Raw genomic sequence first — 11883 nt, forward strand, 5'->3', positions numbered from 1 at the left:
ACCGGATTTGTTCGCCCTTAGCGTGCAGATACGTCACTTTCGTGTAGTCACCCCATCAAGGGGCTGGGTCCGGCGGTCGCCAACCTCCTCTACTTCCTTCACCCGACGCTGGTGCCGCCCTTCAACACCGCAATCGTTAAGGGCTACAACGCGCTGACGGGGGCGAATGTGAAGCTCGGGAGCTGGGAGCATTTTCTGGCGATGCGGACCGGCATCCTCGATCTCAACGACCGCTTCCGCGAGCTGCTATCGAATGATTTAGGCGCGATCGGCGGTCTGTTGTTCGACATCGGCTCCGATCGCTATCCGGCTCCGCCCCTCGACGTGAGCGGCGCGACGCTGGCGAGCTGGGGGCAGCGGCTTGAGGCGGCGCGCGAGGAAGCGCGCACGCTCAGCAAGGCCGCTCAGCGCGAGGGCGAGAACGAGCGCACCCATACCGAAATCCAGGCATGGCTTCGCGATCTAGGGTTGGCGCTCGGCTATGACGTATGGATCGCCGCGAACGACCGCAGCCGCGCCTTCGACGGATCACCCTTGGGCGCAGGATGCCTTGAGCGCCTGCCCGACACGATCGCGACGTCGAAGGGCGCTGACTCGATCCGGCTGATCGACGTGCTGTGGCTTGAGAAGGCCGGCGATCATGTCGCCGCGGCGTTCGAGGTGGAGCATTCGACCTCGATCTATTCGGGCATCGTCAGGATGCTCGACCTGGCCTTGAGCGGTGGCGACCTTCACGCGACCGCGGGGCTGTTCCTTGTCGCGCCCGACGCGCGCGAGACGGACGTTCGCGCGCAGTTGCAGCGGCCCGCGTTCAGCCGCGTAGCCGACCTCGACATATCCTACCTGCCCTATGGCGAGCTGGAGAAGAACCGGGAGGCCATCGCGCGGTTCGGATCGGGACTGAAAGCGATCAAGGCCGTTTCCAGCAAGCTCGCCTAGCCCGCTCCGCGCAAGGGATGATCCGGAGAGCCGCGTATCCTCTAGCATGTAGAGGAGTGCTGCCGTGACGATGCCATCCCCGGCCCCCTGGCTCGACGCCGTGCTGATCGGGTGGTTCGTGCTGACCGCCCTTTCGGTCGCTTACGTCGCGTGGGATGCCTTCACCCGCAACCCCGAGCTGCGCGTGATGAAATGGGGGTGGCTGTTGGTCACGCTCTATGGTGGCCCGATCATGGCCGCGGCCTATGTCCTGTCCTGCCAGGAGCCGGCGAACGAGCGGCACGAGGATTTCGTTCGACCGCTCTGGAAGCAGGCGTTCGGCTCGGCCATCCATTGCATGGCGGGCGATGCAACCGGCGTCATCGCCGCAGCCGCGATCACCACGGCGCTCGGCCTGCCGATGTGGCAGGACGTGATCGCGGAATATGTGTTCGGCTTCGCGTTCGGACTGCTGATTTTCCAGGCGCTTTTCATGCGCGACATGGCGGGCGGTTCCTATTGGGGCGCGCTTCGCATGTCGTTCATCCCCGAATGGCTGTCGATGAATGCCGTCATGGCCGGCATGATCCCGACGATGGTGGTGTTGATGAGCCGCGACATGGCCGCGATGCACGCCAGCTCGCTCCGCTTTTGGGGCGTCATGTCGCTGGCGACACTCGTCGGGTTCGCAGTCGCCTATCCGATCAACCTTTGGCTGGTTGGCGTGCGCTTGAAGCACGGCATGGGCACGGTGCGCGCGCTGGGGCATGGCGGACACGAAGTCGGCGCGGACCGGCAATCGGCCACGCCGATGCCGGACATGGGACACGACGCAATGGCAGGGATGAGCGGCATGGCGGCCGGCGCGCGCGTGACCGGACCTCAGATCGCCGCGATGACAGTGTTGACGCTCATCATGCTTGGCGCGGGCATCATCGTTGCGACGCTGTTCGGTCGGTGGGCCATGTAACTTGCCGCGAACGACGGAGATCGCGGCAAGGGGTGATCGCGCGGCGCGCGTATCTAGGAACAGGCGGGGGCTCATACGGAGATAATGCGATGCACCAGATCGACCCCGGCATGAAGGCGTGCATGGACGCCTGCCACGAATGCCATGTGACCTGTCTTCACATGGCGATGAACCATTGCCTCGAAATGGGCGGCCAGCACGCCGCGCCCGAGCATATGAAGATCATGGCCGACTGCGCGCAAATTTGCGCGGTTGCGATCGACTTCATGGCGCGCAAGTCCGCCCACCATCAGCATATCTGCCGCGAGTGTGCCGAGATCTGCCGGGCTTGCGCAGCGAGCTGCGAGGCCCTGGGCGGCATGGAGGATTGCGTGGCAGCGTGCCGGAAGTGCGCCGATTCCTGCGATCGGATGGCGGCATAGCGGGGCTTGCGCGGGCGGTCGCCCGCCCGCGCAGCTATCTGCATATCAACGGCCCATGCTCGCGATCACAGCGAACAGCTCGGCCGTGAACTTGGTCAGGAGCTCGGTCGCTGCGCTCCCGAAAATCACCAAACATACGCCTAGCGCGATCAGCTTAGGCACGAAGCTCAGCGTCTGTTCGCTAATCGACGTCGCCGCCTGGATGATGCTGATTATCAGCCCGACGATCATCATCGGCACGAGCAGCACCACGCAGATCAGGCCGGCCACGGCCAGCATCCTCCCCGTCTCGTCGAGCAGGATCGACTGATCCATCAGGCGCGGCCCCGTGAACGGCCGGGGACCGCGAGGGCTCCCCGGCCGCGCATCACATCGCCGATGCAGGCGGCGCGAGCGTCCCGAGCCAGGCGATCAGCCCGAGAACCGCGATGACACAGGCGGTTTCGATCGCCAGACTTGTCCGCAGCGCGCCGAGGGCGCCCTTGTGATCGTCCGCTGCGATCGACCGCTCGAATGCCGGCGTGAGCCGGAAGCGGTTGAGCGAGGCGAGCCCTAGCATGGCGACGAACAGCGCCAGCTTTGCGATCAGGAGCTGACCATAGAGCGTCGCAGGAAGCGTGGCGAGGTTGCCGATCCCGACCAGCATCCAGCCGTTGACCAGGCCGGTGACGAGGATCGTGCCGACCACAACCGTCCCGATCGCGCCGAACCCGTGCAGCGCGCGGTGCGTCAGCCCCAGATGCGCCGCGTCTACGCGCGCCGCGGGTCGGGAGACGAGCAGGAGCAGCCCCAGTAGTGCGCCAACCCAAGCGCCCGAGGCGATCAGATGGAGAATGTCGACGATGAGGTGGACCCAGCCCATCACGGCTTCGTCCATCGCGCCGTGTCCGGTCCACGCCAGCGTTGCGAGTGCCACGGCCGAGCAGAGCGCGACGATGCTCAGCCAGATGCCGCGCCCGCCCGCGACCAGCGCTGCCAGCGCCGCGAGGGCCACCATGACCATGCGCAGCTTCCATGCTGCTCCGATCGCAGAGCCGGTGAGCAGCGCGCCGACTGCTTCACGGTCGATCGGCCAGGCCGGCGTTCCGGCCATTGAGGAGGCCATCAGCACGACCCAGGCGCCTGAAAACAACAGGCTCAGGCCAGCGCTGGCGATGAACCAGGGACGCAGCGCGAGCGCGTCGCCGCGCTCGCGCGCCCGCAGCCCATAAAGGCTGAATGCGGCAAGGCCGAACAGCGCAGCCAGCGTCACGTAGAGCGCGAAGCGGACGCCGATAAGCGACCAGTCCCCCATCGCCTCACTTCACCGCGAAGACGTAGGTTCCTGCGACCTTGTGGGTGTCGGTCGAGACGACATTCCACGCGACGCTATACCGACCCGATGGGAGCGGCGATTTCGGGGTGATGACGAGGGTCCGGCCATCGGACGAGAGCGCGGAGGCGCTGGCCATCTTCATGGCTGCCATGCCGGGCATCGCTGCCATCGTGAGATCGGCCTTGGAGAAGGCTGGCATCAGCTTCTCGCTGAAATGAAGTTCGATACGAGCGGGCTTCGCGACCGTCGCATTGGCGGCCGGCGATGCCGACACCAGCTTAGGATGGGCGTTCGCCGTTCCGGCGAACATGACGAGAGCGGCAGCAGCAGTCAGAACGGATAGGCGGCGCATAGGGGGCCTTTCGACAGGAGGGTTCCTGTCCTTCATTACGCGCCCCGATCGACCACCCCTCACGGATGGATTTGAGGGATGGGCGCGTCGCTTGCGTAATCCATGCTAGAGGGGTGGAGTGAACGACATGGACCTCGACGCAGTATTGATGAGGCTGGCGCAAGCACCCGTGCCCGCGAGCCTTGATGGCATGGAAGATCGCGTGCTGGCGCGGGTCGCCGCACGTCCAGCGGCGCGCGCCGGCTTAGGCGTTGGGGCAATGACGATCGCTGCGGCGCTCGTCATGGGCATCTTCGGTGCCGGTGTGCCCGCGAAGGAAGCCAGCGCGGCTTCGCTATCGCCCTTGGGGCCGGTGTCGCCGCTCGCGCCCTCCACGCTGCTCGTCGGCGTGCAATGAGCGGCCGCATCCGCCTTCTGCTTGGCATTGTCGCGTGCTTCATCGCCGCGATCATCGGTGTGTTCGTGGGGCGGGCGCTACTTCCGCCACGTGCCCAGCCCGGCTCGGAGCTGCACGACGTGCTGCATCATAAGCTGGCGCTGGACGCCAACCAGGAAGCGCGACTTGAAGTGCTGGAGCAGCGTTTCGCCGTGCAGCGGCGCGCATTCGAGCTGGAATTGCGGGCGAACAATGCCCGGCTCGCTGAAGCGATCGAGGCCGAGCATGGCAACGGGCCGCGCGTCGCCGCAGCGGTCGACCAGAGCCACGCCGTCATGGGCGAGCTCCAGAAAGCGACGCTGGCGCACATCTTCGCCATGCGCCAGCTCTTGCGGCCCAATCAGACCGGCCAGTTCGATCAGGCCGTGGTGAAGGCGCTCACCGACGACGCACGTTGAGGTTCGGCGCGTGAGCCTCGACTGGACCACGCTTACGGACGGCGAGCTGGCGACCCTCAGCATCGCCGGGCGCGAAGCCGCCTTCGCCGAGATCATGCGCCGCCATCGGCAGTCAATCTTCCGCATGGTGCGCGCGTGCGTCGGCGAGGCCGACGAGGCGCTGGACCTTCTGCAGGAGACCTTCGTCGCGGCGCATCAGGCCCTGCCCCGCTACGACGGCGATCGATCGATGCGCGCGTGGCTATCGACGATCGCGATCAACAAGTGCCGCGATTGGGGGCGCAAGCGCACCGTGCGGCGCTTTCTGGCGTTCGCCGCACCGATCGGCCCGGAAGCCGAAGCCATTGCAGACGACCAGGTGGCGATCGACGACGCGACGGGCGACCGACAGGAACTCGACCGCGTGACGCGCGCCATTGCGGGCTTGCCGACCGCATTGAAGGAATCCTTGGTGCTGCGCACGATCGAGGGGTTGAGCCAGGCTGAAACCGCGGCAGTGTTGTCGATCAGCGAAAAGGCGGTAGAAACCCGCCTCTATCGCGCGCGATCGAAGTTGCTGGAGCGATTGGGCGGGCGCTGAGGGATAGCGCCCTGAGCTGCGTATCAAGGCTAGAGGGACACTCCCGTTCGAGAGCCTTGAGGACCGTATGAGCCGCACTATCGATCGCCGCCAGATGCTTCGCGGCGCCGCCCTTGCTGGCGGTGGCATGGCGCTGACCGCCTATATGCCCGCGTGGGCGCAGCCTGTCTCGGGCGGGATCGTCAAACCGCTGCCGACCGTCTCGGGCACTGACATCGCGCTGACGATCGACAGTTTCAGACTTCCCGTCGACGGCAAGTCGACGCCCGCAATCGGCGTCAACGGCACGGTGCCGGCCCCTCTCATTCGCTTGAAGGAGGGGCAAAAGGTCCGCCTCTCCGTCACCAACAATCTCGACGAGGACAGTTCGATCCACTGGCATGGGCTGCTCGTGCCGTTCGCGATGGACGGCGTGCCCGGCATCAGCTTCCCCGGCATCAAGGCGCGCTCGACCTTCATCTACGAGTTCCCGATCATCCAGTCGGGCACCTACTGGTATCACAGCCATTCCGGCGAGCAGGAGCAGGGCGGACTTTACGGGCCGATCGTGATCGACCCGGCCGGTGCCGATCCGATCGCGTTCGACCGCGAGCATGTGATCGTGCTGTCCGACCACAGCCAGATGACCGGCGAGCAGATTTTCCGGAAGCTGAAGCAGATGGGCGGCGCCTATTTCAACTATCAGCGGCCGACCCTCGCGGGCTTGCTCGCGGGTCGGGAAATGCCGCTCAAGGACCGGATCGAGTGGGGAAAGATGCGAATGGACCCCGCCGACATCGCCGACGTCACCGGCTCGACCTATACCTTCCTGGTCAACGGCTACGGGCCGTATGACAACTGGACGGGGCTGTTCAAGCCGGGCGAGCGGGTCCGCTTGCGGATCATCAACGCCGCGGCGCAGACCAACTTCAACGTCCGCATCCCCGACCTGCCGATGACCGTCGTGCAGGCCGATGGGCAGAATGTCCGTCCGGTGAAGATCGACGAGTTCCAGATCGGCGTTGCCGAGACGTTCGACGTGATCGTGACGCCCGAGGACCGGGCCTACAGCTTCGTCTCCGAGGCTATCGATCGCTCCGGCATGGGCCGGGCGACGCTCGCCCCGCGTGAGGGGATGGTCGCCCCGGTCCCGCCGCTTCGTCCGCGCACGCTGCTGACCATGACCGATATGGGCATGGACATGGGGAGCATGGGCGGGATGCAGGGCATGTCCGGCATGAAGGACGAGAGCCCGGTCGCCACGCGCGGGCCGGACCCCACCTTGATGCAGAACGCCTCGCGCAATCTTTGGAAGCTGACGGGCTGGAAGGGGCCGACCGATCACGGGACGGTCGCGGCAGGCGCAGCGATGGCGGGCATGTCCGGCATGTCGGGCATGGACCACAGCCAGATGGGCGGCGCTGTAATGCCCGGGATGGACCATAGCCAAATGGCAGCGGGCGGTGCTGGCATGGCCGGCATGGACCATAGTGCCATGTCGGGCGGATCGGGCCAGGCTGGCGGCATGGCCGGGATGGACCACGGGTCGGGTGGCGGCATGAACATGAACATGCGCGACCCGAAGAATGCGCCGGGCGTGAAGATGGGGCCGGGCGTGCAGACCATCTCCCCGATGCCGAAGGACCGTAGCGGTGAACCGCCCCAGGGTCTGGAGGGCCTGGATCACCGCGTCCTCACCTATCGCGACCTCGTTTCGCTCGCGCCCAACCCCGACGTGCGCGCGCCGTCGCGTCAGTTCGAGATCCATCTGACCGGTAACATGGAGCGCTACATGTGGGGCTTCGACGGGCAGAAGCTGAGCGATCCCGCCGACCCCATCCCGTTCCGCAAAGGCGAGCGGGCGCGGGTGACGTTGGTCAACGATACGATGATGCCGCACCCCATCCATCTCCACGGCCATTTCTTCGAGCTGGTGACGGGGCACGGCAATCATGCGCCGCGCAAGCACACCGTCAACGTGCCGCCTGGAGGCAAGATGACCTTTGATCTGACCGCCGATGCACCCGGCGATTGGGCGTTCCACTGTCACAATCTCTACCACATGACCGCAGGCATGATGCGCGTCGTCACCGTTCGCCCGTTCGCGGGAGAGGCGGCATGAACCGGCTGACCGCGGCGCTCGCCGCCGCCACCATGCTCGGCATCGCCGGTCCTGTCGCCGCTCAGTCGATGCAGGGCATGGATCATTCGGCAATGCCGGGCATGACCATGCCGATGCCTGCGAAAAAGAAGCCGGTGGTGAAGCCCACGGCCAAAGGCAAGCCGGCCAAGACTAGGTCAGCTCCTGCGAGGCGACCATCAGCTTCGACGACGAAACGCCGCGCCGCGCCAACGGCCGGCATGAATGGTATGGATCACGGGACCATGCCGGGCATGGATCACTCGTCTATGCCCGGCATGGACCATGCGGCTCCGCAGGGCTCACAGCAGGGCATGGAAGCCATGCCGGGGATGCAGATGCCCGGAAACGGCCAAACGGTCCCTCAGGGCTCCCAGCAGCCGATGCAGGGCATGGACCATTCGGCGATGCCGGGGATGACCATGCCAGCCGACCAGCACAGCGGCCACGACATGCAGGGCATGTCGGGAATGGCCGGAATGCCAGGCATGGCGGCCGATGGGGTGCAGCAGACTGGCACCGCGCTTCCCGCAGGAAACGCCCCCGCCCCGCCCCTGCCGACCGACCATGCGGCCGACAGCGTTTACGGCGCGGACGCGATGGCGATGGGTCGCCATCACCTTCAGCAGCATCACGGCGGTCAAAACTTCAGCCAGGTGCTATTGAACCTCGCTGAGTATCAATTCCGCAACGGTCGTGACGGCTATCGCTGGGATGGCGAGGCGTGGTTCGGGGGTGACATCAACCGCCTCTTCATCAAGTCTGAGGGCGAGGGAGCCTTCCGCGAGGGCATCGAGAGCGCCGAGGTGCAGGCGCTCTATAGCCGGACCATTGGCCCTTATTTCAATCTACAAGCGGGTGTCCGCCAGGATTTGGGGCCGTCCCCGAAACGCACCTATGCGACCGTCGGGCTGGAGGGGCTGGCACCGGGCTTCTTCGAGCTAGAGGGCGCGGTATTCCTGTCCAACAAGGGCGACCTGCTAGGGCGGCTTGAGGGCTATTACGACCAGCGCATCACCCAGCGGCTGATCCTGCAACCGCGCGCCGAGCTCAATTTCGCTGCGCAGGACGTGCCGGAAAACCGGATCGGATCGGGCCTATCCAACGCCGAGCTTGGATTGCGGCTGCGTTATGAGATCCGGCGCGAGTTCGCCCCCTATGTCGGCGTGTCATGGGATCGCCGCTTCGGCGACACCGCCCGCTACGCGCGCGCCGATGGGGATCGCGCAACGTCCAAGAGCATCGTCGCCGGCGTTCGTGTCTGGTTCTGATCGATGGAGGAACAGATGGCTCAAGACGGCAGGCGCTCGATAAGGCAGCACTTCCCGAGCCTGCCGTTCGTAGGCGCCCTGGCGATCGTCCTGGCGCTGGGCGCAGCCGCGTTTATCTACCTTGGCGTGTATAACATCGCGGCCGACGAACCGCACACGCCGGCGGTCTATTCAATGCTCGAACGCCTGCGCGATCGGTCGATTGAGGCACGCGCGCGCGGCATAACACCCCCGGCCGATCTGGCATCGGCGCAGCGCGTGTCAGTCGGCGCGGGCCTTTACGGAGAAATGTGTTCCGGTTGCCATCTCGGCCCCGGCGTCGAGAAATCCGAGATGAGCCAGGGCCTCTATCCACAGGCGCCGGAACTCGCGCGCGCTCAAGATCTCACCCCCGCCCAGCAATTCTGGATCATCAAGCACGGGGTGAAGCTCAGCGCCATGCCGGCATGGGGCAAGACGCATCCCGACCCCCTAATTTGGAATATGGTCGCGTTCGTCCGCAAGCTCCCCGGCATGACGCCCGAACAGTATAAGGCACTGGTCGCGAGCGCCCCGGCCGATCACGACGAGATGATGAAGGACATGCCGGGTATGAAGTGACCCCGGCGACGAGGTTGAGGGAGGAGTGGTTCTGAAAAGCGCGAAACTGAGGCTGCATCTACTCGCGAGCCGCACGCACAAATGGCTCGCGATCATCATCGGCGCGCAGCTCCTGCTATGGTTCGCAAGCGGCGCCCTGATGAGCTTCCTGCCGATCGATCGGGTGCATGGCGATCACCTCGTTGACCGCAAAGCCGCGGCGCCCCTTCCCCGCGGCAGCACGTTCGCCCCACCATCGGCGATCGTAGGCGCAGCAGATGCGCCCATCGAGGCCATCACCTATCGCATGTGGCTTGGCCGCCCGGTCGCCGAGGTCGCGACAGCCAAGGGAACGCGCCTGTTCGACGCCGCGACGGGCCAAGCGCTGCCAGCACCAACGGCTCGTGAGGCCGAGGAGATCGCGCGTTTGGCATGGCGTGGCGGTGCTCGACCAGCGGCGAAGGTAGAGCGGATCGAGCGCGCCAGCCCCGAATATCGCGGCACGCTCCCCGCCTGGCGCGTCGCGTTCGCCGACCTCGATTCCACCCGCGTCTTTGTCGCGGCCGACACCGGTCGGATCTCGGCTGTCCGAACCGGCACTTGGCGGCTCTACGACTTCTTCTGGGGCCTTCACATCATGGATTGGACGAATCACGAGAACTTCAACACGCCCTGGCTGCTCGCCTTCGCGATCGGTGGGCTTGCGCTTTGGTTAGGGGGGGCAGTGCTTCTCTACATGCGATGGCCCAAAACGCGGCGTCGCAACATCGTGATCGAGGCATAATATACGCGGCTCAGGAGCGTAGCCCTCGGAAATAAAGTCCTGTTTCCTGACAATTTCTCGCGCGTTCTAGCACCCCGGGTGAGGGATAGCCGCCTCGCACGCGTAGAAGTCTTAGAACCCAGGGAGATCAATAATGCGCTTCGCACCAACATTCGCAGCTTTGGCGCTGCTCGCCACGCCCGCCCTCGCGCAGCAGAGCGGCGGAATGCAGGGCATGAACCACGGTCAGATGGCCGGCATGAACCACGACGACATGGCGGGCATGATGGCCGGCAATCCCTACGGCCAGGCCGAGATGGACATGCATCAGAAGATGATGGCGGCCAAGCAGGGCGACGCGGCCGAAATGTGGACGCGCAAGATGATCGAGCATCACCGAGGCGCCATCGCCATGTCGCGCGTTGCGGTGCGTGACGCGCGCGACGCCGAGACCAAGCGCATGGCGCAGATGACGATCACGAAACAGGAAAAGGATATTGCCGAGCTGCAGGCGTGGCTCAGCAAGCACGGCAAGCGCCCGCAATAAGGGAGCGCTGCCCCGCCCTGTCGATCCCCCTACCCCCCGGCAGGGCGGGGATTTCCTTTTAGGAGCTGATGATGAAGAATGGTGTTCGTGGCGCCGTCGCCGCCTTGCTAATGACCATCCCAGCGGTCGCATCGGCCGCGGCCGACATCGCCATGCACCGCGATCCGGGTTGCGGCTGTTGCGAGAAATGGGCGGCGCAGGTGCGTCAGCAGTTCGGCCGCAAGGTCCAGATCATCGACGATGATCGCCGTGAGGTGCTGCAGCGTAAGATCGGCCTGCCCGCTGACCTCGCGTCCTGCCATACCGCGATCATCGACGGCATGGCGTTTGAGGGACATGTCCCGATCGCGGACATGAAGCGCGCGCTGGCCCAGCATCCTAAAGGCGTGCGCGGCTTGGCCGTGGCCGGAATGCCGATGGGCTCACCGGGCATGGAGGTGCCCGGCATGAGAACCCAGCCCTATGACGTCATTGCGTTCGGTGCCGCTGGCCGGCGTGTCTTTGCTAGCCACGGCGCCTAAACGACAGGTTGTCTTGTGAGCGGCAAATCTTCCCCGGCGCTTCATGCCGGCACTACGGCACCCGGCAAACCACCCGTATTGACCTCGGCGTTGACAATTGGGATAGTATCCGGGTGTTGAAAGCTCGTCTTTCTCTCTTGCTTCTTGTTGGAGCGTTGCTTGGCCTTTTGGGCCAAGGAATTGCGTATGCGGCCGGCCCATCGCTCTCACCCAAGATGGCGATGAGCCATGTCACCCCATCCCGCATGGATTGCGCGGGTATGGCGACCCCGGATCCGTCATCGGAACACCCATGCAAAGGACTGACGCTGGCGTGTATCGCCCAAATGGGATGCGTTGTTCCCATGACGTTTGAGGAGCCGGCAAGAGTGCTGAAGCGCTCGATCGCATCTCAAATCGTTATCTGGCCTGCCAGCCGGGCACTTGCCGGCCTCAACGTCGCTCCCGAGCCCGAACCGCCTACCGTTTGATCGAGTCAAGCCGTGTCAGGCTGCAGCCGTTCGCCGGTTGCGGCTCTGCCGATTTTAAATCTCGATCAAATTGGAAAGTGACATGAAAACGTTCATCTTGGCGGTATTTGCCGCTAGCCTCGCCGCGTCGGCAGCGACGGCGGCCACATCTGAAAATAAAAGCAATGGAGACCGTTGAAAAAGGCTTGCGCGAAATCGGCGTGGCGGATGGCTGGTGACGCC

General features: G+C 65.0%; 15 protein-coding genes and 1 pseudogene. 12 read left to right on the forward strand and 4 right to left on the reverse strand.

The annotated features are described in order from the left end of the window. Nucleotides 1–54: 54 nt before the first annotated feature. The 3 genes and pseudogenes from AX672_RS12720 to AX672_RS12730 all read left to right on the forward strand — a co-directional run. Nucleotides 55–939: pseudogene (locus tag AX672_RS12720) on the forward strand (type II restriction endonuclease); the annotation flags it as partial. Nucleotides 940–1009: 70 nt separating this feature from the next. Next, nucleotides 1010–1888, forward strand: a complete 879-nt coding sequence (locus tag AX672_RS12725) for a DUF4396 domain-containing protein (RefSeq protein WP_017980792.1) — start codon at nucleotides 1010–1012, stop codon at nucleotides 1886–1888. 89 nt (nucleotides 1889–1977) lie between these two features. Next, on the forward strand, nucleotides 1978–2310 hold the full coding sequence (locus tag AX672_RS12730) for a four-helix bundle copper-binding protein (RefSeq protein WP_017980791.1): 333 nt from the start codon (nucleotides 1978–1980) through the stop codon (nucleotides 2308–2310). Nucleotides 2311–2355: 45 nt separating this feature from the next. Here the strand turns inward: AX672_RS12730 and AX672_RS12735 are convergent, their stop codons facing one another. From AX672_RS12735 to copC, 3 genes are read right to left on the reverse strand one after another with little or no spacing between them, the layout of a single operon-like run. Then, a complete protein-coding gene (locus tag AX672_RS12735; RefSeq protein ID WP_017980790.1) occupies nucleotides 2356–2625 on the reverse strand; it encodes a flagellar biosynthetic protein FliQ in 270 nt (89 codons plus the stop codon). Nucleotides 2626–2677: 52 nt separating this feature from the next. Next, a complete protein-coding gene (gene copD, locus AX672_RS12740; RefSeq protein ID WP_017980789.1) occupies nucleotides 2678–3604 on the reverse strand; it encodes a copper homeostasis membrane protein CopD in 927 nt (308 codons plus the stop codon). 4 nt (nucleotides 3605–3608) lie between these two features. Further along, the gene (copC, locus tag AX672_RS12745) at nucleotides 3609–3977 is read right to left on the reverse strand and encodes a copper homeostasis periplasmic binding protein CopC (RefSeq protein ID WP_020486671.1); all 369 of its coding nucleotides are present in this window, start codon (nucleotides 3975–3977) and stop codon (nucleotides 3609–3611) included. 127 nt (nucleotides 3978–4104) lie between these two features. Between copC and AX672_RS12750 the strand changes: the two genes are divergently transcribed. From AX672_RS12750 to AX672_RS12790, 9 genes are all read left to right on the forward strand, one after another. After that, nucleotides 4105–4374, forward strand: a complete 270-nt coding sequence (locus AX672_RS12750; RefSeq protein ID WP_020486670.1) for a hypothetical protein — start codon at nucleotides 4105–4107, stop codon at nucleotides 4372–4374. Continuing rightward, nucleotides 4371–4811: a periplasmic heavy metal sensor gene (locus AX672_RS12755; protein WP_017980786.1), complete on the forward strand. Its 441-nt coding sequence runs from the start codon at nucleotides 4371–4373 to the stop codon at nucleotides 4809–4811. Before AX672_RS12750 ends, AX672_RS12755 begins: the two co-directional genes overlap by 4 nt. A gap of 10 nt (nucleotides 4812–4821) precedes the next feature. After that, a complete protein-coding gene (locus AX672_RS12760; RefSeq protein WP_018251214.1) occupies nucleotides 4822–5391 on the forward strand; it encodes an RNA polymerase sigma factor in 570 nt (189 codons plus the stop codon). A 67-nt stretch (nucleotides 5392–5458) separates the two neighbouring features. Next, complete coding sequence (locus tag AX672_RS12765) at nucleotides 5459–7492, forward strand: copper resistance system multicopper oxidase (RefSeq protein ID WP_018251213.1); 2034 nt, start codon at nucleotides 5459–5461, stop codon at nucleotides 7490–7492. Further along, nucleotides 7489–8781 carry a copper resistance protein B gene (locus AX672_RS12770; RefSeq protein WP_043060765.1) on the forward strand — a complete coding sequence of 431 codons (1293 nt, stop codon included), beginning with the start codon at nucleotides 7489–7491 and terminating at the stop codon, nucleotides 8779–8781. The genes AX672_RS12765 and AX672_RS12770 overlap by 4 nt, the downstream gene beginning before the upstream one ends. 15 nt (nucleotides 8782–8796) lie before the next feature. After that, on the forward strand, nucleotides 8797–9381 hold the full coding sequence (locus tag AX672_RS12775) for a c-type cytochrome (RefSeq protein WP_024310687.1): 585 nt from the start codon (nucleotides 8797–8799) through the stop codon (nucleotides 9379–9381). Between the two features lie 25 nt (nucleotides 9382–9406). Then, the gene (locus AX672_RS12780; protein WP_017980780.1) at nucleotides 9407–10144 is read left to right on the forward strand and encodes a PepSY domain-containing protein; all 738 of its coding nucleotides are present in this window, start codon (nucleotides 9407–9409) and stop codon (nucleotides 10142–10144) included. A 160-nt stretch (nucleotides 10145–10304) separates the two neighbouring features. Next, on the forward strand, nucleotides 10305–10670 hold the full coding sequence (locus tag AX672_RS12785) for a DUF305 domain-containing protein (protein ID WP_018251211.1): 366 nt from the start codon (nucleotides 10305–10307) through the stop codon (nucleotides 10668–10670). A gap of 68 nt (nucleotides 10671–10738) precedes the next feature. Next, nucleotides 10739–11191, forward strand: a complete 453-nt coding sequence (locus AX672_RS12790; RefSeq protein WP_017980778.1) for a DUF411 domain-containing protein — start codon at nucleotides 10739–10741, stop codon at nucleotides 11189–11191. Between the two features lie 459 nt (nucleotides 11192–11650). Here AX672_RS12790 and AX672_RS19095 read toward each other — a convergent pair. Further along, the coding region (locus tag AX672_RS19095) for a hypothetical protein (RefSeq protein ID WP_231731333.1) at nucleotides 11651–11883 on the reverse strand (233 nt) is incomplete at its 5' end.

The organism is Sphingomonas sp. CCH10-B3, from assembly GCF_001556185.1.
Classification (GTDB): Bacteria; Pseudomonadota; Alphaproteobacteria; order Sphingomonadales; family Sphingomonadaceae; genus Sphingomonas; species Sphingomonas aquatica.

What these genes read in the sequence shown, in the direction of transcription:
- copD (WP_017980789.1), bottom strand. Translation starts at nt 3,604, where the DNA reads ATGGGGGACTGGTCGCTTATCGGCGTCCGCTTCGCGCTCTACGTGACG.
- AX672_RS12725 (WP_017980792.1), top strand. Translation starts at nt 1,010, where the DNA reads ATGCCATCCCCGGCCCCCTGGCTCGACGCCGTGCTGATCGGGTGGTTC.
- copC (WP_020486671.1), bottom strand. Translation starts at nt 3,977, where the DNA reads ATGCGCCGCCTATCCGTTCTGACTGCTGCTGCCGCTCTCGTCATGTTC.
- AX672_RS12755 (WP_017980786.1), top strand. Translation starts at nt 4,371, where the DNA reads ATGAGCGGCCGCATCCGCCTTCTGCTTGGCATTGTCGCGTGCTTCATC.
- AX672_RS12750 (WP_020486670.1), top strand. Translation starts at nt 4,105, where the DNA reads ATGGACCTCGACGCAGTATTGATGAGGCTGGCGCAAGCACCCGTGCCC.
- AX672_RS12770 (WP_043060765.1), top strand. Translation starts at nt 7,489, where the DNA reads ATGAACCGGCTGACCGCGGCGCTCGCCGCCGCCACCATGCTCGGCATC.
- AX672_RS12730 (WP_017980791.1), top strand. Translation starts at nt 1,978, where the DNA reads ATGCACCAGATCGACCCCGGCATGAAGGCGTGCATGGACGCCTGCCAC.
- AX672_RS12765 (WP_018251213.1), top strand. Translation starts at nt 5,459, where the DNA reads ATGAGCCGCACTATCGATCGCCGCCAGATGCTTCGCGGCGCCGCCCTT.
- AX672_RS12775 (WP_024310687.1), top strand. Translation starts at nt 8,797, where the DNA reads ATGGCTCAAGACGGCAGGCGCTCGATAAGGCAGCACTTCCCGAGCCTG.
- AX672_RS12790 (WP_017980778.1), top strand. Translation starts at nt 10,739, where the DNA reads ATGATGAAGAATGGTGTTCGTGGCGCCGTCGCCGCCTTGCTAATGACC.
- AX672_RS12735 (WP_017980790.1), bottom strand. Translation starts at nt 2,625, where the DNA reads ATGGATCAGTCGATCCTGCTCGACGAGACGGGGAGGATGCTGGCCGTG.